This window comes from Streptomyces sp. NPDC054047, assembly GCF_055585065.1.
In genome coordinates this window covers 433,863-459,646 of record NZ_JBVJKV010000007.1, presented here as the reverse complement: position 1 = coordinate 459,646, position 25,784 = coordinate 433,863, and the positions used below count along the sequence as shown (strand labels likewise).

Genomic DNA, 25,784 nt, shown 5'->3' with positions numbered 1-25,784 from the left:
CTCGTCGCCGACGGCGTCACCGTCTTCCTCACCACCCAATACCTCGAGGAAGCCGACGAACTCGCCGACCGCATCGCCGTCCTCAACAACGGCAAAATCGCCGCCCAGGGAAGCGCCGAGGAGCTCAAGCGCCTGATCCCCGGCGGCCACGTCCGCCTCCGCTTCACCGACCCGACCGCATACCAAGCCGCCGCATCCACCCTCCACGAGGCCACCCGCGACGACGAAGCGATGTCACTCCAGATCCCCAGCGACGGCACCCAGCGCGAGCTCCGCTCCATCCTCGACTGGCTCGACTCGAAGGACATCGAGGCCGACGAACTGACCGTGCACACCCCCGACCTCGACGACGTCTTCTTCGCCCTGACCGCCGACTCCACCCCCCAGCCCGGACTGCCCGGCCTGCCCAGCCAGCCCAAGGAGACTGCCCGATGAGTGCCCTCTCTCTCGCCGTCCGCGATTCGTCCACGATGCTGCGCCGCAACCTCCTGCACGCCCGGCGCTACCCGTCCCTGACGCTGAACCTGCTGCTCACGCCGATCATGTTGTTGCTGCTCTTCGTCTACCTCTTCGGCGACGTGATGAGCGCCGGCATCGGTGGCGGCGGCGCCGATCGCGCCGAATACATCGCCTACATCATCCCGGGCATCCTGCTGATGACCATCGGCGGCACCGTCGTCGGAACCGCGGTCTCGGTCTCCACCGACATGACCGAAGGCATCATCGCCCGCTTCCGCACCATGGCCATCCACCGCGGCTCCGTGCTCATCGGACACGTCATCGGCAGCGTGCTGCAGTGCATCGCCAGCGTCGTCCTGGTCGGCGCCGTCGGCGTGGCCATCGGCTTCCGCTCCACCGACGCCACCGCCCTGGAATGGCTGGCCGCCTTCGGACTGCTCGTCCTCTTCGCCTCCGCCCTCACCTGGGTCGCGGTCGGCATGGGCCTGGTCAGCCCGAACGCCGAGGCCGCCAGCAACAACGCCATGCCGATGATCCTGCTGCCCCTCTTCTCCAGCGCCTTCGTCCCCGTCACCTCCATGCCCGGCTGGTTCCAGCCCGTCGCCGAATACCAGCCCTTCACCCCGACCATCGAAACCCTGCGCGGCCTGCTGCTCGGCACCGAGATCGGCCACAACGGCTGGCTCGCCGTCGCCTGGTGCATCGGCCTCGCGGTGCTCGGCTACTTCTGGTCGACCTCAAAGTTCAACAGCGACCCGAAGTAACCGCCATGACAGCGCGGGCCATGTCCCGCCACTCGTCCCGCCACTCGTCCCGCCCCAGGGCGGCGTACTCCGACACCGTCTCGGAGCCCGCCGCCCTCTCGGCGTGCTCGGCCACCGCCAGGACCGGGTCGCCATTCAGTCGCTGATCCGAGCCACCGGACGACCCGTCAGAAGCCCTCGCCGTACCCCGGGGCACCGCGTCACGCGCCGATGAAGCTCACCGTTTCCGCCAGATCCGCTCGCCCGGTACGTGGCCGTGGCACACCTTCCTTCTCGAATCCCACCGAGACGCCGCAGAACAGCACGAGCCCGTCATCGGCTCCGACCACCTGACTGACCGTCTTGCGATACGTCGTCCACATCACCTGGGGGCAGCTGTGCAGCCCTTCCGCCCTCAGCAGCAGCATGACCGTCTGCAAGTACATCCCCGCGTCGCCCCATTGCCCGGGGCCCATCGTCCGGTCCAGGTAGCAGAACAGGACGACCGGAGCCCCGAACGCGTCCGCGTTCAAGGCAGCGATCTTCGTGGGTCTGCCGGGGTCGTCGCGCTCGATTCCCAGCGCCTTGTAGCGCAGGGCGGCCGCGGCGGAGAAGCGGTTCAGATACGGGGAGGTCAGCTCGGCCGGGTACATCGGGTACTCCCGATCGTCGCCCGGGTCTGCCGCCAGAGCCCTGGCCGTCGCGCGCTTCTTCAGTTCGGCCAGGGGCTCGCCGGTCACGACGTACACATGCCAGGGCTGGAGGTTGCCGCTCGATGGAGCCCGTGTGGCCGCGGCCAGCACTCGTTGGAGTACGTCTTTGGGTATCGGCTCGTCGCTGAACGCCCGTACAGCCCTGCGACTGACCACGGCTTCATACACATCCACGTATTTCGCCCTCTCACTCCATGGCGGGCAGCGAAGACACCAGGATGATCGTCGCATCAGGCGAGCAGACCGGACGGAGCTTTGAGTTGCAGGTACGGGCCCCATTGCTCCGTCGACATTCCTCCGTCGACGTTCCTTCGTCGACCGATCACGAAGTACCGCTGAGACTCACCCGCGTGCGCTGTCGGCACCCAGCGGCAGAGCCACCCGTTGCTCGGACGTGGCCCCTGCCTGCTTCAACTGCGTGCACCACGTGCATTCATCGCCCATGTGCCGGGGAGAGTCCAACCAGTAAGCACCGGTGAGAAGTTGGCCTTGGGGCGGGGTGGCGAGCGGACCTCTCGTGTCATCCATGTTCCGCTCAACGAGCCCCGATGACAGGGGTTTTGCAGAGCGACAACCCCGCTGGCCTCCCGCCGTCCGTGCGCCTGAAGTTCCCTCTGCATCGTATTCATATGGAAAAGAACGGGTAGGAGGGGCCGCTTCACCGTCGCCTACGAGTACCAGGACCGGTTACCGGGCGAGCTGGCCCGGCGTGGGCCTCAGACGCTCGGTTACTGCTTGCCGGTGCCGACGGGGTCCACCGTGACGGTCGCCACGGCCTTGTCGGAGACGGGGAGGTTGAGCGAGACCGGCAGGGTCTTGGAGTGCGTCTCGTTGGGCGGGGTGACGACGATGGTGGTGATGTCCAGGCCGGAGCCGCCGGAGCCGCCGGTGTCGTTGCGCGGGGTGTGGAGGGTGAAGCGGGTCGTCTCACCGGACTTGAGGGCGACCGCCGGGGCGGCGAGCTTGCTGCGCTCGGCGCTGAGGCCGCCGGGGCCGCTGTCGGCCTTGAGGTCGACTCCCGGGAATCCCTTGAGGGAACAGGCGTCGCCGCCGGTGTTCTTCAGGGCGACCAGGAGGTCGCCCTCGCCCATGCCGTGGGAGGTGCTGAACTCGAGGTTGGCCGTCTTGCAGGTTCCGGTGGTGATCTGCCCGCCACCGCTGCCCTCGTCGGCCTCCCCAGCGGCCGAATCGTCGCTGCCGCCCGCGGTGTTCTCGTCGGTTGCGCCGCTGCCGCCGGAGGTCCCGGACGAGGACGGAGACGAGGACGACGAGGACGACGAACCGGAGGAGGAGCCGGAGCTCTTACCGCTCGCGGTGGCGTCCTCATCCCCCTGGCAGGCGGTGAGCGAGAGACCCGCGGCGAGGGCCAGAGCGGCGAGGGTGAGGTTCTTGGAGCGCATCGATTCTTCCTTGCGGTCGGTGCCGTCCGATCGGCACGAACGGGCGTGACTGATCATCAGGACCCACGCGGCCCGGGAAGCCGTTCCACCCGCCCGCCCCTAATACATGCCTGTTACATGCGACTGCGAGACCCGGTGACGCCCCCTCCGCCGTGCGCACACCTTCGAATCCCCCAACGCACCCCGACGCCTGGCCGTACGACAGCCGAGGGGAGGACGGTTCCGCGCCAGGGCGGCACGTAGGCTGACCACGGACTCGATGATCACGTGCCTGGGCGTGCTCCTGCGATCCGACGGCTGAGGCGCCTGGTGGCGGCCCGGGCTCGCCGGTGAAGGCGGCCAGGCGTACGACGGAGAAGGAGGCGGCCTCAGATGGGCGAGGACGTTCTGCGCTGGAGCGACTACCGCAGCATGCCGTGGAAGAACGGCGGCGGTACGACCCGCGAGGTCGCGTCGGGCGCCGTCCACGCGCCCCTCGCCTCGGCGAAGCCCGCGGACGGCTTCGATTGGCGGGTGAGTATCGCGGACGTGGACGCGGAAGGCGCCTTCTCCCCCTTTCCCGGGATCGACCGCGTGATCACCCTGGTCGAGGGCGAAGGCATGGTGCTGACCGTGGACGGAACCCCGCAACTGGTCGAGCCGTTGAGCCCCTTCGCGTTCTCCGGCGACGCGGCCACAGACTGTCGGCTGGAGGCGGGTGCGGTGCGCGACATGAATGTGATGACCCGCAGGGGCCGGGCAACGGCACACGTGCAGATCGTTACCGTCACCGCCGCGCAGGGGGCGGAAATGGCGTGCGCCGCGGGCGAAACGCTCCTCGTCATGGCCGCCACCGAGGGACTCGCCGTCGGCGGGCCGGAGGGAGGGGAGACCGCCCTGGGCCGTCTCGACTGCGTACGCCACCAAGGCCCGGGACCGCTGGCCCTGCGAGGCGACGGCACGGTGGCCGAGATCAGGATCACCGCGGCGCGCTGACGACATTCGGGCGGATTCCTCGGTCAGTCAACGGACCGCCCTGGGCGTGAGGTTGGGGGACGCCCGGTCTAACCGCTCCCCCACCGGGCCCGCAGAAAGCCGTCGGTCGGGCAGGACGGCAGTAAACAGCGGATCGCGTTCATCGACGTACAGGAACAAGGCTGCGGCGGCACGGGCGCCGGCCACGTGGGCGGTCAGTTCCTGATACTCGGACGCGTCGGCGATCGTGCTGGTGATCACCCCGTTCTCGCCCTCCCATACGAACTCCACCGCGCCCCCGTCGGGTTCGGCGGGCAGGTCCGGCCAGACGGTCAACTGGGCACGCGGGGTGAGCCGGGCGCGTACCGCGTCCAGGGTGTTCTGGGCGAGGCGGTGCCAGCGGGAAGCGTTGCTGAGGTATTCCTCCTCCAATATCGCTGCCTGCCCCATGTCGATGGACCGGCGAAGTCGGGACCAGAAGTCCTCGTCGGCGGGCCGCTGCACGCCGGGGTCATCGAGGTCCGCATCGTAGGGCGAACGCTCCAACCGCTCCGGAAAGAGGCCGAGCGCCCGGGTGCGGGCAACGGCTCCCTCGCAGGGCTTGTCACTGCTGACGTACACGTACTGGTCCCATCCGACGCGCACGGTGAACCTGCCCTCCACCTCCAGGCAGCACCAGGCGCCGTTGTCACGAAGCATGACCCGGACCAGCTCCAGACCGACGGCCAGGGGCACTTCCGCACCATCGTGGAATCCGCTGAGGTCGGGCGGGAAGAGTGCGGCAAGGCCGTGCCCCTCGACGGCCGGCTCCAGGCCGAAGTGAGCCAGGCCGGCGATCCCCGGCTCACGTATGACCAGGTGGTCGACGCCGGTGTCAGTGGCGAACGCGGCGATCGCCCGCAGGTAGGCCGCTTCGACCGACCCGTGGTCGCTGGTCGTGTCCTCGGTGCCGATGTAACTGCCGTGCCCGTCGCGGTCGGCAGGGTCGTACTTGGTGATCCGGTGCACGAAGGGCGGCGGCACATTGCTCCTGCGGTCATTGACGGTGCTGCTCAGCGGTCGATCTCGTTGACGTGAAGGGGAGCGTAATGCGGGAGGGCGCCCAGCACCTCAGCACCTCAGCACCTCAGCACCTCAGCACCTCAGCACCTGATGCTGCTATGCGGCGTGTGCAAGCATGCCGTGATGGTTGAGGGACGGCTGGACAAGCTGGCAGGGGCGACTAAGACCGCGATCATCGTTCCTGTGGCCGAAGCCGAGGGGGTCGTGGGGCCCTACCGGCGGTTCTTGGACCCCACTGCGTCCTGGCCGGTTGCGGCACATGTCACTGTGCTTTACCCCTTCGTCGCGCCTGAGGGAATCACGGAGAACGTGATCGACGATGTGCGGGCGTGCTTGGCGACGATTCCCGCCTTCACCTGCACGTTCCCGACTGTGGGGTGGTTCGGGCAGGAGGTCGTGTGGCTGGCCCCCGAGCCGGACACATCCTTCCGAGATCTCACCGATGCCGTGTGGCGTCGGTTCCCCGCTTGTCCGCCCTACCGAGGTGTGCATCCCAACCCGACTCCGCACCTGACCGTGGGGAGCGCGCGCCTGGCGGATCTCGTCGACATGCAGCAGGCAGCCATCGACCTGGCGCCGAAGCTGCCGGTCCATGCCCGAGTCGACCGTGCCCATTTGATCGCTGGCGCCGACGCGCCAGGTTCGTGGCGGACTGTGGCCGAGTTCGCGCTGTCGGCTGGTCACTGGCCCCCTCCTGGACCGGCAGGCTCGCCCGTCGGATGACGCTCCCGAAGCCTCCGAACATCCTGTGGCCGAATCGGATGTATCCCACGAAATACATCCTTGACGCGCGGTTGGCCCAGCAGGAACGTGTGCCCACTGTCACGTCACGCACGGACACTAGGGAGGGACACCATGCCCGCAGGTTCCGAGGGCCATGGAGAGGTCCAGTTCGAGGAAGCGAAGGTCGAGGAGTCGCAGATTCACTTCCTCGGAGGGCAGCGACCCGAAGGCGTGAGCCCGCAGGATCTGTCCGGCTTCGGGTGGACGTACCGGCACAACTGGGGTCCGCGCAACGGCTGGTGGATCCTCAACCTGACCTCCAACAGCTTCGGCCCCAACACCCGTGCCTTCGTCTCGATCAGCGAGGGACCGACAGGCAGCGGCGGCAAGTTCATCGGCGGCGCCCGCTACCAGGTGTACAACATCGCGCCGGACAGCGGCGTCGTGTCGATCCGCGTGTTCATCGACTGGTCCTCACCGATCGGCCTGGTCGCGGACTACCTGTTCGTCAACCCGTAGTCGCTCACCCATCACCGCACGGAAGCGGTCTCGTCCCCTTCCCCGCTGGGAGGGGACGAGCCATCTGCACCTCCGCGCGTCCGGCGGATTCCCGGCCGGGCACACGGATCAGCTGAAGACCACCGTCCGGTTGCCGTGGAGCAGGATGCGGCCCTGGCAGTGCCAGTTGACCGCACGGGACAGTGCCAGGCGTTCGGGGCAGCTGAGGGTGAGGACGACCTCGCTGTTCATGCGTGGCTCCTCAGCACTCGACGTCTCGGCGCCCGATGACGATGTACACGAAGGCGGCGTACACGCAGGAGCGCGCGGCCCGTTCGCAAGGGATCTATGCCGGCTGGAAACAGGTCGGCGACGCACGTGCTCATCGGCTGCCCCTGTACTCCGTGCACGCGTCGACGAGCCAGGTGGCCAAGTAGGGCGCGAACGAGGAGCGGACCAGCAGCCATACGCTGCGGGCGGCCTCTCCCCGCACCACCAGCGTGATCGGCGCCTGCGCCAGCAGCGTGGTCAGGCATGAGCCGACGGGTGTCACGCGCGGGTCGAGATCGATGGCACAGCCGTGGGCCAGCACCGTGCGCACCAGGTGTCCGGACAGGGCCAGGGTGGTGCGCTGCGCCGAGACGTCGGTGACCGTGGCGAACTCCTCGCCGATGGCCGATCGCAGTTGGGCGGTGAGGGCGTCCTGGCGGCCGTCGGGGGCCATCAGGAGCCATTCGTCCGGGCCCATCCACAGCGCCTTGATCTCGCCGGACATCTCCGCGCGCAGGGGGCCGGGCAGCGTGAGGCCCAGGGACGCCTCGACGGCACGGGCCGCGCGGCTGCCGGGTTGCAGCCGCAGGGTGAGCTGGGTCAGGAAGGGCAGTTCCCGCGTCTGTAGTCCGGTGGGCAGGTGCGCCAGGGTGTCCTGCCACGCACCGAGCGGGCTGAAGCGGGCGGATGTCTCAACCGTCACGGCGAGCTCCCTCCTTGTCGAAGAGCACGGGTTCGGTCACGGTCACCGGGACGGTCCGGCCGTCCAGTGGGACGTAGAGGGTCTCGCCGATGCGCTGGGTGCCGGCGCGCACCAGGGCCAGGGCGAACGTCCGCCGCAGGGCGTCGCTGCGGTAGCTGGAGGTGACATGGCCCAGCATGGGCACCGGGGGTGCCGGGATATTGCTGGTGGCGATGATCTGGGCGCCTTCGGGCAGGAGGATCGTCTCGTCGGCCGGTAGCAGGCCCACCAGTTGCTTGCGGTCGCCGCGTTGGTTCTCCGCGCGGGCGAAGGAGCGCTTGCCGATGAAGTCCGGCTTCTTCTTGGACACCACCCACGCCATGCCCAGGTCCTGCGGGGTGACGGTGCCGTCGGTGTCCTGGCCGACGATGGGGTAGGCCTTCTCGGCGCGCAGCACGTGCATCGTCTCGGTGCCGTACGCGGTGATGCCGAACGCGCCGCCGGCTTCGTACAGGGCCTTCCATACGGTGATTGCGTGCCAGGCGGGCACGTTGATCTCGTAGGCGAGTTCACCGGAGAAACTGATGCGGCACACCCGCGCGGGGATGCCGGCCACGGGGGTGTCGCGCCAGGACATGAACGGGAAGGCGTCGTTGTCGACGTCCAGTTCGGGGGCCACCTGGGCAAGGACGTCGCGGGAGCGCGGGCCGACCAGGGGGATGGTCGCCCAGTGCTCGGTGACCGAGGTGAGGTGCACGCGCAGGTCGGGCCACTCCGTCTGTAGCCACTCCTCCATCCATTCGAGGACCTTGGCCGCGTTGCCGGTGGTGGTGGTCAGCAGGAACTCCTGCTCGGCGACGCGGATCACGGTGCCGTCGTCGAGGACCATGCCGTCGACGCCGCACATCACGCCGTAGCGGACCCGGCCCACCTTGAGCGTGCTCATCAGGTTCGTGTAGAGCCGGTCCAGGAGCACGCCGGCGTCCGGCCCCTGCACGTTGATCTTGCCGAGGGTGGAGCCGTCCATGATGGCGACGCCGGTGCGGGCCGCCCGGCATTCGCGCAGCACCGCCTGGTCCATGCTCTCGCCGGGCCGCGGGTAGTACCAGGGGCGCTTCCACTGGCCGACGTCCTCGAACAGGGCGCCGTGCGCGACATGCCAGGGGTGCAGGGCGGTGACCCGGGTCGGGTCGAACAACTCTCCGCGGTTGCGGCCCGCGAAGGCGGCGAAGGACACCGGCACGCCGGGTGGGCGGAAGCGGGTGGTGCCCAGTTCGGCGACGTCGATCCCGAGCGCCTCGGCGACGATGCCCGAGGCCATCACGCCCGATGTGCGGCCCTGGTCGTGGGCGGTTCCGATGGTGGTGTAGCGCTTGACGTGCTCCACCGACCGCAGGCCTGCCCCGGTGGCCCGCAGCACGTCGGTGACCAGGGCATCGCGCTGCAGGTCGACGAACTGGTGCGAGCCGTCCGGGTCTTCTCGGGGGCTCGGGACGCGCCACAGCACCTGGCCGGGGGCAGTCTCCGTCTCCGTATCCTTTTCCGCAAGCGGGTAGGTGGCCGGTGCAGGGGTTGTCCTGCCGAGCGCGGACAGGGCTTGCGATGCGGCGTGCGCGCCCTCGCTCAGGCAGCCGTCCAGGGTGAAGGTGCCACTTGCCGCTCCCGCCGCGCGGACGGTGTCCGGCGCCTGCGCGGGTACGAAGGCTCCGATTCCGGCGTCGTAGCTCAGGGCGCCTCGGGCCTGGCTGAACAGGGCCACGGCCGGGTTCCAGCCGCCGGAGACGAGCAGCAGATCGCAGTCGATGCCCTGCCGGCCGCCGAGGCGTCCGTTGCTGAAGGGGGCGACGTGGGCGCGCGAGACGTGCTTGATGCCGCTGGTTCCGGTGATGACGTGGCCGGTGCGTACGTCGATGCCGCGCTCTGCGCATGCGCCGCGCCAGTGCGTCGGAACGTCCTCGCGGGCGTCGATCACCCCGGCGACGCGCAGGCCCGCGTCGGCCAGTTCGAGCGCGGCCGGGTAGGCGCTGTCGTTCGTGGTGAACACGACGGCCCGCTGCCCGGGCAGCACGCCGAAGCGGTTGAGGTAGGTGCGCGCGGCGCCGGCCAGCATGATGCCGGGGCGGTCGTTGTCGTCGAAGGCGACCGGCCGCTCGTAGGCGCCGGTGGCGTACACGACCTGCCGGGCGCGGATGCGCCAGATCCGCTGGCGCGAGAGGTGGGCGGGCGCCGCGGCACCGAGGTGGTCCGTGCGCTTCTCCAGGGCCAGGACGAGTCCGTCGTCGTAATGACCGAAGGCGGTGGTGCGCCGCAACACCCGTACGTCGGCACAGGCGTCGAGCTCCGCGGCCGCCCGGCGGACCCACGCGGTCGCCGGTGCGCCGTCGAGGAGTTCCTGGCTGCCCAGCAGCGACCCGCCGGGCTCGGGAAGTTCGTCGACGAGGATCACGCGGGCTCCGGCACGGGCCGCCGTCAGTGCGGCGGTCAGGCCTGCCGGTCCCGCGCCGACGACCAGGAGGTCGCAGTGGGCGTGCAGGGTGTCGTAGCGGGCCGTGTCCGGCTCGCTGCTCAGCCTGCCCTGGCCGGACAGCCCCCGGGCGACGAGGCCCTCGTACAGCTCCACGGTGGTGGCCGTGAGCATGGGTTCGGGGAAGGGCGCCTCGATCTGCACCAGCGCGTTGGGCTCTTCGGTTCCTGCGGCGAGGACGCCGCGCGGCCTTCGGTACTTGATGCCGTTGGCCACGTGGTGCACGCCGTTGGCCAGCAGGGCCGAGGCGAGGGTGCCGCCGGGGTGCCCGGTGTAGGTGGCGCCGTCGAAGGTGAAGGAGAGGGTGGTCTCGCGGTCGATGTGGCCGTGGCCGGGGGCACGGAATGGGGTGGTCATCGGGTGTCCTCCTGGCCTGTCCGCCGCGGTGCGGTCCTTGTGGTGAGGGGGCGCTCGGCACCGGGCGGGCAGACCGCGAGGAACTCGTGACTGACGGTGTCGCGCAGGGCGTTGAACCAGCGTCGGCAGCCGGCCGCGTGCACCCACCGCTCGGCGAACGGGCCTTGGGGGTTGTCGCGGAAGAAGACGTACTGGGCCCACTGCTCGTCGTCGAGCGCGTACGGATCGTCGGGATAGGCGATGTGCGCCTGTCCGCCGTAGTGGAACTCGGCTTCTTCCCGCTCACCGCACCAGGGGCAGGCTATGAGCTGCATGTCGATCTCCTTGGCCGGGCGGCGGTTCAGTGGGCGACGGCGGCCGCGCCGTGCTCGTCGACCAGGGCGCCGGTGGTGAAGCGCGCCAGGGTGAAGGGCGCGTTGTAGGGGTGCGGTTCCCCGGTGGCGATGGTGTGCGCGTAGCACCAGCCGACGCCCGGTGTGGCCTTGAAGCCGCCGGTGCCCCAGCCACAGTTGAGATAGAGGTCCTGGACGGGGGTCAGTCCGACGATGGGTGAGGCGTCGGGCGTGACGTCGACGATGCCGGCCCAGGTGCGGAGCATGTGGGCGCGGGCGAAGACGGGGAAGAGTTCGAGTGCGGCGGCCATCTGGCGTTCGATGATGTGGAACGCGCCGCGCTGTCCGTAGCCGTTGTAGCTGTCGATGCCGGCGCCCATGACGAGCTCGCCCTTGTGGGCCTGGGAGACGTACACATGCACGGCGTTCGACATCACCACGGTCGGATGCACCGGTTCCAGGAGTTCGGAGACCAGCGCCTGGAGCGGGTGGCTCTGCAGGGGCAGCCGCAGCCCGGCCATGGAGGCGAGGACGGAGGAGTGCCCTGCGGCCGCCAGTGCCACCTTTCCGGCGGCGATGGGGCCGCGCGTGGTCCGCACTCCCCTGACGCGGCCGTCGTGGATGTCGATGCCGGTGACTTCGCAGTTCTGGATCAGGTCGATGCCGTAGTCGTCGGCCTTGCGCGCGAAGCCCCAGGCGACGTAGTCGTGCTTGGCGATGCCCGCGCGCGGCTGGTACGTGGCGCCGTGGACCGGATAGCGCACGTCGGGTGAGGTGTTGACGATCGGGCAGACCTTGGCGACCTCGTCCGGCTCCAGCCACTCGGCGTCGATGCCGTTGAGTTGGTTGGCATGGACGCGGCGCTTGCTGTCGCGGACGTCCTGCAGGCTGTGGGCGAGGTTCAGGACGCCGCGCTGGCTGAAGAGGATGGGGTAGTCCAGGTCCTCCTCAAGGGTCTCCCACAGCTTGAGCGAGTGCTCGTAGATGCCGGAGCTCTCGTCCCACAGGTAGTTGGAACGGATGATGGTGGTGTTGCGGGCCATGTTGCCGCCCGCCAGCCAGCCCTTCTCCAGGACCGCGATGTTGGTGATGCCGTGGTTCTTGGCCAGGTAGTAGGCGGTGGCCAGGCCGTGCCCGCCGCCGCCGACGATGACCACGTCGTAGGACGGCTTGGGGTCGGGATTGCGCCACAGGAAGTCGGGGTGGTCGGGCAGGACGTCGCCGGGCGCGGCGGGAGGGGCCTCGTGCGGGTGCGTCACTGGCCGGCCTCCTGGGCTGCGGAGCGGCCTACGTGCTGGTCAAAGGTGTGCGCAGTCATGAGAACTCCCTCGGGAGCAACTAAAAGACGACTGATATATCAACTTCTTGTTGCGATACACTAGGAGCGCGGATTGAGCCGCGTCAAGGGAGGATCCGGAGTGACTGCGTCGACCGTCGCTGGTCAGGGCCATGGAACGCTGGCCGACCAGGCCTACCGCTCCCTCTCGGACCGTCTGGTGACCCTCCAGATCCGCCCCGGAGAGCCCCTCAACGACGAGCGGATCGCCGCCGAACTCGGCTTCGGGCGCACCCCGGTCCGCGAGGCCCTCAAGCGCCTCGAGCACGAACGCCTCATCGTCGCCTACCCCCGGCGCGGCACCTTCGCCACCGAGGTACAGATCGCCGACCTCGGCCACATCTCAGAGGTCCGCCAGCAACTCGAGCCCCTGGCAGCCTCGTTGGCCGCTCAACGCGCCGGCGAGGCCGACCGCGAGCAACTCAACCAACTGCTCGGCCAGTTGGCGGACACCTCCGGCGGCGACACGGACCTGATCCGGCTCGACATGGCCGTGCACCGCGCCATCTACGCCGCGACGCGCAACCCCTACCTCGAGGACACCCTGGTCAGGTACGACAACCTGGCCACCCGGATCTGGTGCCTGTTCCTCGACCGGCTGCCGGCCCTGGCCGGTCACGTGCACGAGCACGGGCCGCTGCTGCACGCCATCATCGACCGCGACGCGGAGAAGGCCGCGACCCTGGCCGCGGGCCACGTGGACGGGTTCGAGACGGCGATCCGCGGCGTCATCTGAACCGCGCAGCAGCAGCGGGTGGATCAGGGCGCGTTGAGGTCGACCGGCGGCAAAAAGGCACCTGACAGATCGACACAGTGGTGCTTATGATGCGCGGGATGAAGACCTTCTCCTCGTACGGAATGGGGGAATCGTCCGCGCAAGGTGAGTGCTGATGGCACTTCACCCCGCGAGCGAGATTCCGCCCCACCTGTTGATGTGGCAGCGCGTGCGTGAGTACGCCGTGCCACTGTCCATGATCGAGACCGCCACCGCCCGGCGTATGGCCGGTGACTGGGCCGGGGCATGCGCCGCCGCCCGGATCGACGTCGATCTCGATCTGCGCGCCGTGCGCGACCGCCACGGCTCCGAGCTCACCACCCGCCTCCGGGCAGATCTGCGCCGCCTCGCGCCGGATCTGCTGCGCTGGCACCTGCCCCGCATCGCCCCCGACGGACGGCTCCGGCCCGGCCTCACCATCTCCCTTGCCCGATACCGCAGTTCGGGCACCACGCCGCTACAGCTGGTGGTGCGGACGCCGCCGGCCCGGGCGGACGCCGGACAGCGGGCGTCCTTGGCACTGTGGGAGGAGTCCGGGAGCAGCGCCCCCGGACATCATCCGCACCCGCATCCAGACCGGCGCTTCCGGCTCGACCTGCACCGACACCTCTGGGACGCCGGACGCAGCGGCGAGCTGCCCCGGCGGTGTGGGGCGGGCGGGGTGCTCGTGCCTCGTCAGCCGGGTCAGCCGGGTCAGCCGAACCTGCAGGGTCTGCAGGGTTTTCAGGGGCTGCGGGGTCACCCCGCCGTCCCCGAAGCCTCGTTGGCGTCCGCTCGGTGGGCCGCCGAGGCTGACCTGTTGCTGCGGGCCGAAGGGCGTCCTCGCGGGGCCTTCACCGTGCGGCTCGGCGCGCGTACCCGTGCCGTGCTCGAACTCCTCGCTCCCGACGACAGCCATGCCCCCACGTTCCGGCCCCTGCGGGAGGCGCTGCCGCCCCAGGAGGTCGCGGCGCTTCCGGTGCTGCCCGAGGCGGCCGTACGGGTCCTGCCGGACCTGGAGCTCCTGCGGGCCGGGCTGATCCCGGCTGATCGGCTGCACCCGCTGGTCGCCGCGGCGTTTACGGCGTACGGCTCGGCATGGGGGGCGTACGACTCGGCACCGGCAGCCGGACGCGCCCCCGATCCCGGCGATCCGCACCGGGTGGAGTGCCGGGGCGAGGTGCACCGCATCGCATTGCGGGACGGTGTGCTGAAGGCGATCGATCACGACCCTGCCCAACTGCACCGCGAAGAGCTGCTGGTGGCGCTCGGCGGTCCCGCGCTGCCCTGCCTGCGCGCGATCGACGCGGTGCACCGCAGCCCGGAGGCACTGCCCGCGGTCCGCGAGCGGCTGCGCCACGGCGATGTCGCCGGAGCGCTCGCCGTGGTCGAAGGGCTGCTCGGCCCCGGTGCGGTCCTGCGCGACGGGCCGCTCAGGGAAGAGCTGCGGGCGGCCGCTGCCCGCCGCGTCGAGCACGGCCTCTTCCGCTCGGGGCTGGTCGCCGTGCATCCCGATGCCGGTGCGACAGGAGGCGCGTACGCCTCCGGGGGCGGGCGCACGGATGCCGGTCACCGTCCACGGCTCAACCGCCACACACCTCTGCCGACGCGTCAAAAGCTCAGCAGCCGGGCCCGGCCGCGCACCGGCCTGCACCGCTGACCGGGCGTACGTCTGACCGGGCGACCGCCCGACCGGCTTGCCCCGCCGCCCACGTCCCTTGCTCACACGTCTCACTTGGCGCACTCGGCGCCGACCGCCCATCCCAAGCGATCCGAAACGGGCCCTCCCGTTCCCTTCCCACCCCCAGGTGATGCCCATGACCTCCAGCACCCTCCTGCCCCTGCCCGCGCCCGCCCCCTCCCCCGCCGACGCAATCGCAACCGCAACCGCAACCGGCACCCAACTCGCCCTCTCCGACGACCTCCTGGCCCTCCTCCGCACGACCACCACTGAGCCCCGCCCCGACGAACAGCTCGAAGCGCTCACCCTGGCCGTCGCGGCCGACCTGCCCGTCCTGCTCTGGGGCGAGCCGGGCATCGGCAAGACCGCGGCCCTGACCCAGCTAGCCGCCTCCCTCGACCTGCCGCTGACGACCGTGATCGCCAGCGTCCACGAGCCGTCCGACTTCTCCGGGCTGCCCATCGTGGGCGACGACCCTCAGGTGCAGGGGGTGCCCATGGCACCACCGCAGTGGGCCGTGGAACTCGTGCGGGCCGGGCGGGGGCTGCTCTTCCTGGACGAACTGTCCACCGCCACCCCGGCCGTGCAGGCCGCACTGCTCCGGGTCGTCCTGGAGCGGAGGGTCGGTGCGCTGCAACTGCCGCCAGGAGTAAGGATCGTGGCCGCCGCCAACCCGCGCGCGTCCGCGGCCGACGGGTGGGAGCTGAGCCCGCCGCTGGCCAACCGGTTCGTACATCTGCACTGGGTGCACGAGCGGGAGGTGGTGGTGCGCGGCCTCGGCGGCGTCTGGCCCCGGGCACAGCTGCCCCAACTGCTGCCCGAACGGCTGCCGGAGGCCGTGGCTTACGCGCGGCGCGCGATCTGCGGCTTCCTCGAGGCGCGGCCTACGCTGATCCACCGGCTGCCGAGCACCGAGACGCGGCGCGGCGGCGCCTGGCCCTCGCCGCGCAGCTGGGAGGCCGCGCTGACCCTGCTGGCCTTCGGTACGGCGGCCGGCGTCTCCCGGGAGGTGCTCGCGCTGGTGGTGCGGGGCGCGGTGGGGGACGGTCCCGGGCTCGAACTCCTCGCCCATCTCGACCGGATGGACCTGCCGGACCCCGAGACCCTGCTCGCCGATCCGGCCTCCGCCGAACTGCCGGAACGCGGCGATCTGCGGCAGGCCGTACTGGAGGCGGTGGTGGCCGCCGTCGGGGCGCGGCCGCGACGGGAACGCTGGGAGGCTGGCTGGGCGGTGCTGGCCCGGGCCCTGGAGACCGGCACCCCGGACCTGCTGGTCGCCCCGGCGACCGCACTGGCCGGGCTGCGCCGCGACGACTGGGAGATACCGCGGACGGTGGAGCGGCTGACGGGGGTCATCGGCATCGCCCAGCGGGCGGAGCGCTCGGTGGCGCGGACCGTGGGCGGGCGTACGCGGGCGGCGCGCCGATGACGCGGCCCACGCAGCGGCCGTTGCCGCGCCCGATGCCCCGGCCCGCGCCGCCGCGCCCGGTGCGGGCCGCCCTCCCCAAGCCGACGGCCGGTGCGGGCGAAGCGGTCGGTGGGCCCGTACTTCCGCTGGATTGGGAGAAGTTGCTCACCGCGCGGCTGCACGCGGTGCGGGTGCGCCCCTATCTGGCCGCCGCGCTGTTCGCCCTGCACGTGGTGGAGGACCGGACGGTGCCCACGATGGCGGTGGACGCGCACTGGCGCTGCTACGTCTCACCGGCCTTCGTGGCGCGCATCCCCGTGGAAGAGCTCGCGGGGGTCTGGGTGCACGAGGTCTCCCATCTGCTGCGCGACCACCACGGGCGCGGCGAGCGGTACGCGCGCGAGCACGAGGAGCACGGCCCCGGTGAACGGCTGCGGCGCAACATCGCCGCCGACTTCGAGATCAACGACGACATCTACGACGACTGCCTTCCCCGCCCCGCAGGGGCGGTGCTGCCCTCGCTGCTGCGGCTGCCCGACGGCCTGCTGATGGAGGAGTACCTGCGGACGGCCTCGATGTCCGGGCTCACCGCCGATCTGGCCTGGCTCGACTGCGGCAGCGGGGCCGACGGGCACACCCGGCCCTGGGAGCTGGGCCCCGAGGGGGCGCACGGGCTGAGCAGGCAGCAGCGGGACGCGGTCCGCTTCCGGGTCGCCGAGGGCATCAAGGGGCGACCGGGCCAGGCTCCGGAGGGGTGGCGGCGGTGGGCGGAGGAGGCGTTCCATCCACCGCAGCCGTGGCGGCAGTTGCTGGGGGCGGCGGTCCGGTCGGCGGCGGGTGCGCCGGGGGCGGGCGAGGACCACAGCTACCGGCGCCCGTCCCGGCGTTCGGCCGCTGTCCCCGGGGTGGTGCTGCCGAGCCTGCGCCGGACACCGCCCCGGGTCTGCGTCGTGATCGACACCTCCGGTTCGGTGAGCGACGCCGAGCTGGGAGGCGCGCTGCTCGAGGTGGCGGCGATCTCGCGGGCGGTGGGCGGGCGGCGCGACCTGGTCTCGGTGATCTCCTGCGACGCGGCGGCCGGAGTCGCCGTACCGATCTGCCGCGCCGAGAACATCGAGCTGATCGGCGGCGGTGGCACGGATCTGCGCTCGGGCTTCGCCCGGGCTCTGCGCTCCCGGCCCCGCCCTGACGTGATCGTGGCCCTGACGGACGGTCAGACACCGTGGCCCTCCGCGCATCCGCCCTGCCGCACCGTCGTCGGCCTCTTCCCCCGCCCCGCCCGCGCCAAGGACGAGGAGAACCCCCACTACGTCCCGGACACCCCGCCGCCCTGGGCGCGGGTCGTGACCATCAACTGAGCCATCGCATGTTCATGTTCACGAATTGAGCCATTACATGACCACGGCCCGGCTCTCTTGCCGACCCGGTACGAGGGTCGTTCCGATCCCGGCCCGCTATTCGGTGCGCAGCGCCGTGGCCGTTCGGGTTCTGGCGGCCCAACCGGCGGGCAGGAACGCGCCCAGGGTGGCGATGAGCAGGCCACCGAGGGCGAGCGGGAGCAGTTGGGCCCCGTGGTAGACGGCGATGACGGAATCGGGCAAGCGCAGTCCCACGCTGTCGCCCATCGCGGGCAGAACCCAGCCGTGCAGGGCGACTCCGAGCGGCACGCCCAGGGCACCCGCCGCCAGTCCGGTCACGACGACCGAAGTGATGACCATCGCGATGGTCTGCCGGGGGGTCATGCCGAGCGCCTTGTGGACACCGATCTCCCGGACGCGCTCGCGGGTGTCGAGCAGTACGCCGTTGAGTACGCCCAGCGCGGCGACGGAGACGAGCATCAGCGTGAGGATTCCGGCCAGCGCGTTGAGCGTGACGACCATGTCGCCACCGGCGTCGAGCCCGCCGGCCCGAGCTGTGGCCCCCAGCGGCGCCAAGTCCTGGTTCAGCGCTTCGACGTAGCCGGGCACGTCGGTACCGGACGTGACCGCGATGTGATGGCTCGCCTCCGTCAGATCGGGGTGGGCGGCCGTGAGCGTAGAGGCGTCGGTGAAGACCTGCATGCCGTCGTTGCGGGGGTCGAGCACCTCGCCGACGATCCGGACCGTGACCGGCTCGGCCAGGCCGTTCACGGTGACGGTGTCGCCGACACGGGTGCCGGTGGCGGCCAGGAAGGGGGTCGGGACCACGGCTTCGCCGGGCTTGTCGATCCAGCGCCCCGAGACCATGGTGTATCCGCCCCAGGAGGCGTCGCCGGTGAAGGCGATCACGTCGACGGTGCCGGTCAGGCCGGAGACGGTCGTGCGTACCGTCGCGGCGCTGTAGTACTTCCCGGTGCCCGAGCTGCCCTTGACGGCCGCGGTGACCGCGGCGGGATCGGGTGACGGCCGCCGCTTCTCGGGACCGGTGCCTGGGGGGCCGAAGTCCGGCAGGGGCGCGGGCACGACGACATCGGCGACGTCGTGCGCCTTGGCCTTCATCACCTGGCCGAGCGAGGCGCTCATCCCCACGGTGAAGGTGACGGCGACGGCCCCGAACAGGACCGCTGTGCCCATCGCCAGCGCGCGGGCAGGACGGGCGAAGGGGCGGGCCAGACCCAGCGCGAGCGACTGCGGCAACGGCAGCCGGCCGGCCAGGCGGGCCGCCCACCGGCCGCGGCCCGCCGAAGCGGTGCGCCCGACGGCGAGCGCGTCGGCCGTACGCAGCCGCCCTGCCCGCCAGGCGCCGGCCCACGCGGTCACTGCCACCAGGCCGAGCACGCCGGCGACCACCGCCAGGTCGACCCAGGGGGCGATGGTCAACGACGAGGTGCCGTAGGCCTGCTCGGCCTCGGCCAGCACCGGAACGGCCAGCAGGTGGCCGGCGAAGACACCGAGGACCGTGCCGGCGGCGGCCGGGATCAGCGCCTGGCCGACGTAGGCCCGCACCACCTGGGCCGGGGTGAAGCCGACGGCCTTGAGGATGCCGATGCGGCGCGTTGCCGTACCGACGGCCGACGCGACGACGTTGCCGACGATGAGCACCGACATGACCAGGCCCAGGGCGCCGAACGCGATGAGGAACGGGACGTAGAGGGCGGTGTCCTGTTCGGCGGTCTTCTTGACCGTCAGCCAGGACTGTTGGCCCACCGCCGCTCCAGGCGGCAGGGACTGCGTCACGGCCTTGCCACCCGTGCTGATCCGCGCGGCGGTGCTCGCGTCGGTGAAGCGGTAGAGCATCTCGTAGCCGCCGCTGCCGCGCGCGGTGAGCGCCGGCATCTGGGACGGCACCACCCAGGCGTCAGCGGTCCGCGTGACCGAGCGGGCCACCCCGACCACCGTCAGCGTCGGATCCCCCGGCAGCTCGGGGTAGACGACCTTCATCCCCATGGTCGGGATGAGCGAGGAGTCGGCGGACAGCACGATCTCGCCGGACCGCGTGGGCCACCGTCCGTCGAGCAGGGCCACCTCGTCCACGTCCCGGCCGGGATCGCCCCGGCCGACCACGGTCATCGGCCACCCGGGGCTCGCCCCGTCCGACCGCGGGGTGACCGTCGCCGTACGGAACGGCCCGGCCACGGCGCTCACGCCCTCGGTTTCCTTGGACCTCGACAGCTGTCCGGCCTGCACCTTGCCCGCGTCGAACTGCACGGACAGATGCGCTCCGTGCTGCCGGGCGAAGGCGTCGTCGAAGGGCGCGCCGGACGCCACGAGCAGGGAGCCGCCCAGGACGGAGGCGGCCACCGCCATCATCGTGGCGAGCCCGATCACCAGCGTCTGTACCCGGCGTCGTCCCACCCCCGAGCGCACCACCTTGCCGAGCGCGCTCATCGAACAGCCCCCGGGGCGACAGCCGGCGACCGGACGTCCTGGGTGATGCGGCCGTCGGTGATGTGGACCGTACGGTTCGTGCACGAGTGGGCCAGAGCCAGGTCGTGGGTGACCACGACGAGGGTCTGCCCCTCGGCATTGAGGTCGGTGAGCAGCCGGCTGACGTCCTGGCCCGCGGCCGTGTCCAGCGCCCCGGTCGGCTCGTCGGCCAGCAGCAGCGCCGGCCGGTTCATCAACGCCCGTGCCACCGCGACGCGTTGCCGCTCGCCGCCGGAGAGGCGTCCCGGGTAGGCGCGGGCGTGCCGTTCCATGCCCAGCAGTTGCAGGAGTTCCGCCGCCCGGCGGTCCGCCTCGCCACGTGCCGTCCCCGTGAGGCGCGCGGGCAGGACGACATTGTCGGTGACGGTCAGGTCGTCGAGCAGGTTGAAGAACTGGAAGACCATGCCGATCTTCGACCGCCGATAGCGCGCCGACGCGGCCTCGCCCAGCCGGTCCACCCGTACCCCGTCCACGGTGACCGTCCCCGTGTCGGGCCGGTCCAGGCCCGCGATCAGATTGAGCAGCGTGGACTTGCCGCTGCCGGACGGGCCAAGGATCGCGACGGCCTCGCCGCGCCGCACGGTCAGCGATGCCTCGTGCAGGGCGGGCGGGCCGTCGTCGTATCGGCGGCCCACTCCACTCAGTTCGATCACCGGCAGGGTCATGGAAGGCTCCTTGGGTACGGGCAGTTGGCTGGACGAATGGCTGCACGAACGCTAGGAGCGGGCCCCTGCCGAGCGCGTCGCCCGCCCGAGCCCATTGCGGTACCGCGCTGGGATGAGCCCCGCAAAGGTCATCCCTGCGATGTAGGCGACCGATGTATCCGCAGGGCCGGGAATGGCCACCGGGACGGACTCGCCGGGCCCTGCGCGGCGACGACAATGAGCCGGTGATGAACGTACGTACGACGCTGGATCGGCTGCGGGAAGCCGCCGGCCGGACCGTCCGCGACGCCCGGCTTGCGAGCGGTGCGCCGCTGCGGCCCACGCGGCGCGCCTGGCAGTTCGACGTACTGGTGGCCCTGGTCCTCGGAATCGTCACCGTCTACTACGGCATCGACAACGCCGGCAACGTCGTCCTGCGGGAGATCGCACCCGGCGTGGAGCGCGCCGTCCCGCGCCCGTCCGGCCCCGGCGGCCTGGCCCTGATGGTGACCCTCGCGGCCGTCGCCTCGGGCGCCCTGGCGCTGCGCCGCCGCTACCCGCTGGCCGTGCTGTGCGTCGTGACGGCCGCGACGCTGGCGACACCGCACAGCGTCATGCGCCTGACCTTCTACGCGTTCGTCATCGCCGTCTACAGCGCCGCCGTCTACAGCCCGAACCGGTTGGCGACGCTGGCGGCGCTGCCGGTGTCGGTCGTCCTGGTCGGCACCTCGGGCAATTCGGTGACGCCGATCGTCCCCAACGAATACATCGCCCTGCTGATCCTGGTCCCGATGGCCGTGGCCGCCGTCGGCCTGCGGACCTGGAAACTCCGCACCGACGAGGGCCGCACCCGACTCTCGGCCCTGGAACGCGAACAGGCCCAGGCGCTGCGCCGGGCCGTCGAGCACGAGCGGGCCAGGATCGCCCGCGAACTGCACGACGTCGTCACCCACAACGTCAGCGTGATGATCATCCAGGCGGGCGCCGCCCGCAAGATCATGAAGACCGCCCCCGAGGAGGCCGGCCAGGCGCTGCTCGCCGTCGAGGCCGGCGGGCGGGCTGCCATGACCGAGCTGCGCCACGTGATGGGACTGCTCACCATGTCCGACGAGAGCGAGGGACCGGACGGAGACGGGGACCTGGCCGATACGGCGGCGGCGCTGGCCCCGCAGCCCGGCCTGGACCAGTTGGAAAGTCTCGTCGGACGGGTGCGGGAGACCGGACTGCCCGTCGCCCTGACCGTGACCGGCCCGCCCCGTCCGCTCCCGCCCGGCCTCGAACTGGCCGCGTACCGCGTGGTCCAGGAAGGCTTGACCAACACCGTGAAGCACGCGTCGGGCGCCACCGCCGCCGTGATCGTCGAGTACGGCCAGGACCGGCTGCGGGTGAAAGTCACCGACACCGGCGGGCACCCGGGCGCGGGCGCGCCCACCGGCAACGGTCGGGGCCTGATCGGCCTGCGCGAGCGTCTCGCCGTCTACGACGGAACCCTGGACACCGGCCGGAGCCTGACCGGCGGCTACCGTGTGGAGGCCCTGATCCCCTTGGAGACACCGTGACCGAACCACTGCGCGTGCTCCTGGTCGACGACCAGACACTGGTCCGCACCGGCTTCCGGCTGATCCTCGGGGCCGACGGCATCGACGTCGTCGCCGAGGCGTCCGACGGAGCCGAAGCCGTCGAAGCGGTGCGGCGCACCCGTCCCGACGTGGTCCTGATGGACGTCCGGATGCCGGAGATGGACGGTCTGGAGGCCACCCGCCGCATCCTCACCGGCGCCCACGACGCCCCTCGCGTCATCATCCTGACCACCTTCGACCTCGACCGCTACGTCTACGCGGCGCTGTCCGCCGGAGCCAGCGGCTTCCTCCTCAAGGACGTCACTCCCGAGCAACTGACCGCGGCCGTCCGCACGGTGCGCACCGGCGACGCCCTCCTGGCGCCCGCCATCACCCGGCGCCTGGTGCGGCGATTCACCCGGCAGGGCAGCGGCGCCGCAGCCCTCCACCGCGACCTCGCCGCGCTGACCCCGCGCGAGCTGGAGGTCCTCGGACTGCTGGCCCAAGGGCTGAGCAATGCCGAGCTCGCCACCCGCCTCCACCTGGCGGAGGCGACCGTCAAGACACACGTCGCCCGCATCCTCGCCAAGCTCCGACTCCGCGACCGGGTACAGGCGGTCATCGTCGCCTACGAGACGGGACTGGTCAGCGCGGGCGCCCGCGAGGCGGCTGAACAGCCCACCGAGCACGCGTGACCCGAAACGGGATGCGACGCCGTGGTCACCCCAACCATGCGGCAGATCATTTCAGTTGCCGACACGCTCCCCACGACCGATCCTGGGCACTGGTCGAGCGAGGAGGACAGGATGGGGCTCGTGCTCTTCCCCGGAGACGACGACGTGACCGGCCCGGACGTCTCCTGGTCCTACACCGGCTTCAGCATGTTCAGGACGTGGCTGGCCCGGACCGAGGGGTTCGGCCTCTCTGAGATGTGCGGCTTCGGCGGAGACCGCCCGTGGAGCAGCGTCTCGACCACTCTGGCACCCCTGCTCAACCATGCAGATGACGATGGTCCGGACCTCACGCCCGCTCAATGCGCCGCCATGCTGCCCCGGCTCGAAGCAATCATCGGTCAGCGGCAACACGATGACAGCGACCTCGTTCTCCGACGGCGCATCGATGACACCTGCCAGCTGGTCACCGTCCTCAAGATCTGCTCGAACAAGGACGTCGGGCTCGTCTTCGGCTGACCACCGGACCGCAAACGGCCAGGCGGACGCCCGCCGAGCGCCCCGGGCCAGTGGCCCCGCAGCAGCGGCTTAGGGTGGCGCGAATGCACCCGCCTGCCGATCGATCCGCCCTGGACCTGCTCGATGCCCACCTGGAGGCTCTCGGGGGTGGGGCGGACCTCCCGCTTCCGCGTCTTCTTCCTGCCCCCGACGGAGCGGACGAGCTCGTCCTCTGGGCGCTCGACCGGCTGCAAGCCATCCCGCATGAGCCGAAGGACGTCTTCCGGCGCCAGGTCGGCAGCCTGATCACGGAGTTCCGCAGTCGTCAATGTCCCTGGAACGCGGCGGCACTGCGGCTGTTCGACGACGTCTACACCTTCATCGCCACCGGTCCTCGCCGACACCAGGACTGGGCGCACGATGTCCTCGCCGTGCTGCACCGGAAGGTCCGCGACCCCCGGGGCTGGATCCGGCTGGACTGGGACCGGGACAACGACGCCCGCCACACCGTGCCCGCCTACCCCTTCGACCCGCCGGACGCCGGGCAGTTCCCCGACCGCCTCCACCCTCTGGAGGCGGATGCGGCAGCCGATGCGCTAGCCATCATGACCGAGGAGTGGCAGGGGGAGTTCGCACCCGTCCGTCACCGCCCGGACCGGGACGCCGTACTGGCAGATGCCCGAACCCTGCTCCAGCGGTACGGCCCCACCGCACGCTATTGGACGAACGCGACGGCAGCCGCCGGCGACCCGGCCCCGGACTTCATCACACCGGGTCTTCAGGACACCGGCTCCCACGGCTTCCTCACTTCCGAGTACATCAAGGGCCTCGATCTGTTCGATGACCTGGGCCTGATCGCGGTGGCCGACGACGAGGTGGGCGTGTTCTGGTCGATCGGGGCCTTTTGATGCCCCTGCTCATGCCCCGCGCGGATGTCCTGCCGCTGTCGGCGGCACCGCGGCGCCTCTCCGCACCGGTGGGCGGGGAGTCGGCGTAGGGCACGGTTCGCCGTGTCGTTAGCCCGGGCGCGCGCCGGTTCGGCGTCACGCTGGTGGGAAGCCGCAGAGTGACCATGAAGAGTTGGTCAGTACACGGAGAGCTCGTGCGATCGCGCGAGGACACAAAGAGGAAACAAAGGAGACGGCAGATGCTGTTCGGCAAAGAGCACGTCGAGCGTTACGTAGCGACCGATGGCGCAGAAGGCCACGACTGGCAGAACACCACGGTGCTGATCCTCACCACCATCGGACGCAAGAGCGGCGAGCAGCGCAGCACTCCGCTGATCTACCAGCCCTACGGTGACGCGGTGCTGGTGGTGGCTTCCAACGGCGGAGCCGACCAGCCGCCCCTGTGGTACCGCAACATCGAGGCGAACCCCGAGGTCCAGGTGCAGGTGAAGGGCGACCGCTACACCGCCCGCGCGCGGACCGCAGGACCGGACGAGAAGCCGGACATGTGGCGGACCATGGCCGCCACCTGGCCCGCCTACGACGACTACCAGCGCAAGACCGACCGGGAGATCCCGGTCGTGGTCCTCGAACGCGTCTGAGGCTCAGGCCACCGGCGCACCCCCGTGCCCGTGCCCGCGTCCGTCCATCCGAGTTGAGGGTGTCGTGTCCGGGCGCGGGCGCGCGGGATCAGGCTCAGGCAGGCGTCCGCATGTGGCGTTCGACGGCGATCTTTAATCCGTTGGTCGCGTGGCTGGGTGCGCCCTACAGTGACGCCCGATGACACTCCTACATGTTCATGACTACGGGGGCGAAGGCCCTCAACTGGTTCTCCTGCACGGTTTCTCACGGTCGCTCAGCGACTGGGACACCGCCGCCGCCCAGCTCACCTCCGGACACCGCGTCCTCGCCGTGGACCTTCCCGGACACGGCCACTCCCCCAGCATCTCCCCCTGGACCCTCCCCACCGTGCTGCGGCAGATCACGGACACGCTCGACGCGCACGGCGTGCCGGAGGCCGTGATGGTGGGCCATTCCCTCGGCGGACTGATCGCGGTCGAGTACGCCCGGGCCAACCCGGAACGCACCCGCGGGGAGGTGAATCTCGACGGCTTCTGGTGGGGACCCGAATACCCCGGTGCTGAACGGGTCAGTGAGTGGCTGCTGGCCTCGGCCGGTGCCATCGCCCCACCCGAGTACATCGAGCAACAGGTCACCAATGCCGCCCGGCTGGGGATTCCCGCCGACCGTGCGGAGACCGCTGCCCGCGCGGCCGCACGCCCGCTGCCCGACGGCACGTGGCAGACGCTGCCGGACTGGGCGCAGGCGATGGGGATCGTCGACGAACTCCACAAGCTCGGCGCGCTCGGCGTCACCGCATGGCTCGACCGTGTCGACCGCCCGCTGCTGGTGGTCCAGGCAGGCCGACGGCCTTCGCCGCCGCCGGGGCTGGAGTGGTTCGGCGAGTTCAGCGCCCGGTTCGCACAAGGCGTCTCCGACGAGCTGACCGCACTCGCGCGCACGCGGCCGACGGTCGGCGTCCACCGGATCGACGCCACCCACATCATGCACATGGAGACGCCGGACGCGGTGGCGACACTGATCGGCGCGTTCGCGCGGGGACTGCCGGACTGATCCATGACGGGGCGCCGGGCCTGCCCAGGTTCACGCCGCCCCCCGAGCAACCCGTCCGTGTACGCCGCCGGATGCCCTTCCGGAGCCGT

The 25,784-nt window shown here is 70.9% G+C and carries 24 protein-coding genes and 1 pseudogene; 15 read left to right on the top strand and 10 right to left on the bottom strand.

What is annotated here, in order from left to right; all coding sequences use genetic code 11:
• Both ACZ6ZP_RS26650 and ACZ6ZP_RS26645 read left to right on the top strand, forming a co-directional pair.
• Nucleotides 1-435, top strand: a pseudogene (locus ACZ6ZP_RS26650) (ABC transporter); the annotation flags it as partial.
• On the top strand, nucleotides 432-1,223 hold the full coding sequence (locus ACZ6ZP_RS26645) for an ABC transporter permease (RefSeq protein ID WP_468615529.1): 792 nt from the start codon (nucleotides 432-434) through the stop codon (nucleotides 1,221-1,223). The pseudogene ACZ6ZP_RS26650 and the gene ACZ6ZP_RS26645, both read left to right, overlap by 4 nt.
• 200 nt (nucleotides 1,224-1,423) lie before the next feature.
• Here ACZ6ZP_RS26645 and ACZ6ZP_RS26640 read toward each other — a convergent pair whose 3' ends face one another.
• Nucleotides 1,424-2,089, bottom strand: a complete 666-nt coding sequence (locus ACZ6ZP_RS26640) for a nitroreductase (protein WP_351166242.1) — start codon at nucleotides 2,087-2,089, stop codon at nucleotides 1,424-1,426.
• Nucleotides 2,090-2,643: 554 nt separating this feature from the next.
• Nucleotides 2,644-3,315 (bottom strand): DUF4232 domain-containing protein, encoded by a 672-nt coding sequence (locus tag ACZ6ZP_RS26635; protein WP_469408669.1) that lies wholly within the window; start codon nucleotides 3,313-3,315, stop codon nucleotides 2,644-2,646.
• Between the two features lie 372 nt (nucleotides 3,316-3,687).
• On the opposite strand from ACZ6ZP_RS26635, the gene ACZ6ZP_RS26630 reads away from it, so the two are divergent.
• The gene (locus tag ACZ6ZP_RS26630; protein WP_469408668.1) at nucleotides 3,688-4,290 is read left to right on the top strand and encodes a HutD/Ves family protein; all 603 of its coding nucleotides are present in this window, start codon (nucleotides 3,688-3,690) and stop codon (nucleotides 4,288-4,290) included.
• Nucleotides 4,291-4,317: 27 nt separating this feature from the next.
• Here ACZ6ZP_RS26630 and ACZ6ZP_RS26625 read toward each other — a convergent pair whose 3' ends face one another.
• On the bottom strand, nucleotides 4,318-5,292 hold the full coding sequence (locus tag ACZ6ZP_RS26625; RefSeq protein WP_469408667.1) for an RNA-binding protein: 975 nt from the start codon (nucleotides 5,290-5,292) through the stop codon (nucleotides 4,318-4,320).
• Nucleotides 5,293-5,454: 162 nt separating this feature from the next.
• Between ACZ6ZP_RS26625 and ACZ6ZP_RS26620 the strand changes: the two genes are divergently transcribed.
• Together ACZ6ZP_RS26620 and ACZ6ZP_RS26615 are read left to right on the top strand one after the other, a co-directional pair.
• Nucleotides 5,455-6,054 carry a 2'-5' RNA ligase family protein gene (locus tag ACZ6ZP_RS26620; RefSeq protein ID WP_469408665.1) on the top strand — a complete coding sequence of 200 codons (600 nt, stop codon included), beginning with the start codon at nucleotides 5,455-5,457 and terminating at the stop codon, nucleotides 6,052-6,054.
• A gap of 132 nt (nucleotides 6,055-6,186) precedes the next feature.
• The gene (locus ACZ6ZP_RS26615) at nucleotides 6,187-6,573 is read left to right on the top strand and encodes a hypothetical protein (protein WP_351166234.1); all 387 of its coding nucleotides are present in this window, start codon (nucleotides 6,187-6,189) and stop codon (nucleotides 6,571-6,573) included.
• A 108-nt stretch (nucleotides 6,574-6,681) separates the two neighbouring features.
• Here the strand turns inward: ACZ6ZP_RS26615 and ACZ6ZP_RS26610 are convergent, their stop codons facing one another.
• From ACZ6ZP_RS26610 to ACZ6ZP_RS26590, 5 genes are all read right to left on the bottom strand, one after another.
• The gene (locus ACZ6ZP_RS26610; protein ID WP_351166232.1) at nucleotides 6,682-6,804 is read right to left on the bottom strand and encodes a hypothetical protein; all 123 of its coding nucleotides are present in this window, start codon (nucleotides 6,802-6,804) and stop codon (nucleotides 6,682-6,684) included.
• A gap of 130 nt (nucleotides 6,805-6,934) precedes the next feature.
• Nucleotides 6,935-7,525: a sarcosine oxidase subunit gamma gene (locus ACZ6ZP_RS26605; protein ID WP_469408663.1), complete on the bottom strand. Its 591-nt coding sequence runs from the start codon at nucleotides 7,523-7,525 to the stop codon at nucleotides 6,935-6,937.
• The gene (locus ACZ6ZP_RS26600; protein WP_469408662.1) at nucleotides 7,515-10,385 is read right to left on the bottom strand and encodes a sarcosine oxidase subunit alpha family protein; all 2,871 of its coding nucleotides are present in this window, start codon (nucleotides 10,383-10,385) and stop codon (nucleotides 7,515-7,517) included. Before ACZ6ZP_RS26600 ends, ACZ6ZP_RS26605 begins: the two co-directional genes overlap by 11 nt.
• Nucleotides 10,382-10,699 (bottom strand): sarcosine oxidase subunit delta, encoded by a 318-nt coding sequence (locus ACZ6ZP_RS26595; protein WP_399978596.1) that lies wholly within the window; start codon nucleotides 10,697-10,699, stop codon nucleotides 10,382-10,384. Before ACZ6ZP_RS26595 ends, ACZ6ZP_RS26600 begins: the two co-directional genes overlap by 4 nt.
• A gap of 26 nt (nucleotides 10,700-10,725) precedes the next feature.
• On the bottom strand, nucleotides 10,726-11,976 hold the full coding sequence (locus ACZ6ZP_RS26590) for a sarcosine oxidase subunit beta family protein (RefSeq protein ID WP_399978598.1): 1,251 nt from the start codon (nucleotides 11,974-11,976) through the stop codon (nucleotides 10,726-10,728).
• A gap of 159 nt (nucleotides 11,977-12,135) precedes the next feature.
• Between ACZ6ZP_RS26590 and ACZ6ZP_RS26585 the strand changes: the two genes are divergently transcribed.
• The 4 genes from ACZ6ZP_RS26585 (at nucleotide 12,136) to ACZ6ZP_RS26570 (ending at nucleotide 17,254) form a co-directional block, all read left to right on the top strand.
• Nucleotides 12,136-12,789, top strand: a complete 654-nt coding sequence (locus tag ACZ6ZP_RS26585; protein WP_361465648.1) for a GntR family transcriptional regulator — start codon at nucleotides 12,136-12,138, stop codon at nucleotides 12,787-12,789.
• A gap of 154 nt (nucleotides 12,790-12,943) precedes the next feature.
• Entirely contained in the window at nucleotides 12,944-14,467 is a 1,524-nt protein-coding gene (locus ACZ6ZP_RS26580) for a hypothetical protein (protein ID WP_469408660.1), read from the top strand.
• Between the two features lie 157 nt (nucleotides 14,468-14,624).
• Nucleotides 14,625-15,917: an AAA family ATPase gene (locus ACZ6ZP_RS26575; protein ID WP_469408659.1), complete on the top strand. Its 1,293-nt coding sequence runs from the start codon at nucleotides 14,625-14,627 to the stop codon at nucleotides 15,915-15,917.
• Nucleotides 15,914-17,254 carry a vWA domain-containing protein gene (locus ACZ6ZP_RS26570; protein WP_469408658.1) on the top strand — a complete coding sequence of 447 codons (1,341 nt, stop codon included), beginning with the start codon at nucleotides 15,914-15,916 and terminating at the stop codon, nucleotides 17,252-17,254. Before ACZ6ZP_RS26575 ends, ACZ6ZP_RS26570 begins: the two co-directional genes overlap by 4 nt.
• Before the next feature lie 96 nt (nucleotides 17,255-17,350).
• On the opposite strand, the gene ACZ6ZP_RS26565 is transcribed toward ACZ6ZP_RS26570, so the two are convergent.
• On the bottom strand, nucleotides 17,351-19,702 hold the full coding sequence (locus ACZ6ZP_RS26565) for an ABC transporter permease (protein ID WP_469408657.1): 2,352 nt from the start codon (nucleotides 19,700-19,702) through the stop codon (nucleotides 17,351-17,353).
• A complete protein-coding gene (locus ACZ6ZP_RS26560) occupies nucleotides 19,699-20,406 on the bottom strand; it encodes an ABC transporter ATP-binding protein (RefSeq protein WP_366461718.1) in 708 nt (235 codons plus the stop codon). The genes ACZ6ZP_RS26565 and ACZ6ZP_RS26560 overlap by 4 nt, the downstream gene beginning before the upstream one ends.
• 227 nt (nucleotides 20,407-20,633) lie before the next feature.
• On the opposite strand from ACZ6ZP_RS26560, the gene ACZ6ZP_RS26555 reads away from it, so the two are divergent.
• The 6 genes from ACZ6ZP_RS26555 (at nucleotide 20,634) to ACZ6ZP_RS26530 (ending at nucleotide 25,695) form a co-directional block, all read left to right on the top strand.
• Nucleotides 20,634-21,944, top strand: a complete 1,311-nt coding sequence (locus ACZ6ZP_RS26555; protein ID WP_469408655.1) for a sensor histidine kinase — start codon at nucleotides 20,634-20,636, stop codon at nucleotides 21,942-21,944.
• On the top strand, nucleotides 21,941-22,639 hold the full coding sequence (locus ACZ6ZP_RS26550; RefSeq protein WP_469408654.1) for a response regulator: 699 nt from the start codon (nucleotides 21,941-21,943) through the stop codon (nucleotides 22,637-22,639). Before ACZ6ZP_RS26555 ends, ACZ6ZP_RS26550 begins: the two co-directional genes overlap by 4 nt.
• Nucleotides 22,640-22,660: 21 nt before the next feature.
• The gene (locus tag ACZ6ZP_RS26545) at nucleotides 22,661-23,134 is read left to right on the top strand and encodes a hypothetical protein (RefSeq protein ID WP_383822008.1); all 474 of its coding nucleotides are present in this window, start codon (nucleotides 22,661-22,663) and stop codon (nucleotides 23,132-23,134) included.
• A gap of 83 nt (nucleotides 23,135-23,217) precedes the next feature.
• Entirely contained in the window at nucleotides 23,218-24,021 is an 804-nt protein-coding gene (locus ACZ6ZP_RS26540; protein WP_469408652.1) for a hypothetical protein, read from the top strand.
• A 239-nt stretch (nucleotides 24,022-24,260) separates the two neighbouring features.
• Nucleotides 24,261-24,662, top strand: a complete 402-nt coding sequence (locus tag ACZ6ZP_RS26535; protein ID WP_351166208.1) for a nitroreductase family deazaflavin-dependent oxidoreductase — start codon at nucleotides 24,261-24,263, stop codon at nucleotides 24,660-24,662.
• A 178-nt stretch (nucleotides 24,663-24,840) separates the two neighbouring features.
• On the top strand, nucleotides 24,841-25,695 hold the full coding sequence (locus ACZ6ZP_RS26530; RefSeq protein WP_469408650.1) for an alpha/beta fold hydrolase: 855 nt from the start codon (nucleotides 24,841-24,843) through the stop codon (nucleotides 25,693-25,695).
• Nucleotides 25,696-25,784 lie beyond the last annotated feature (89 nt).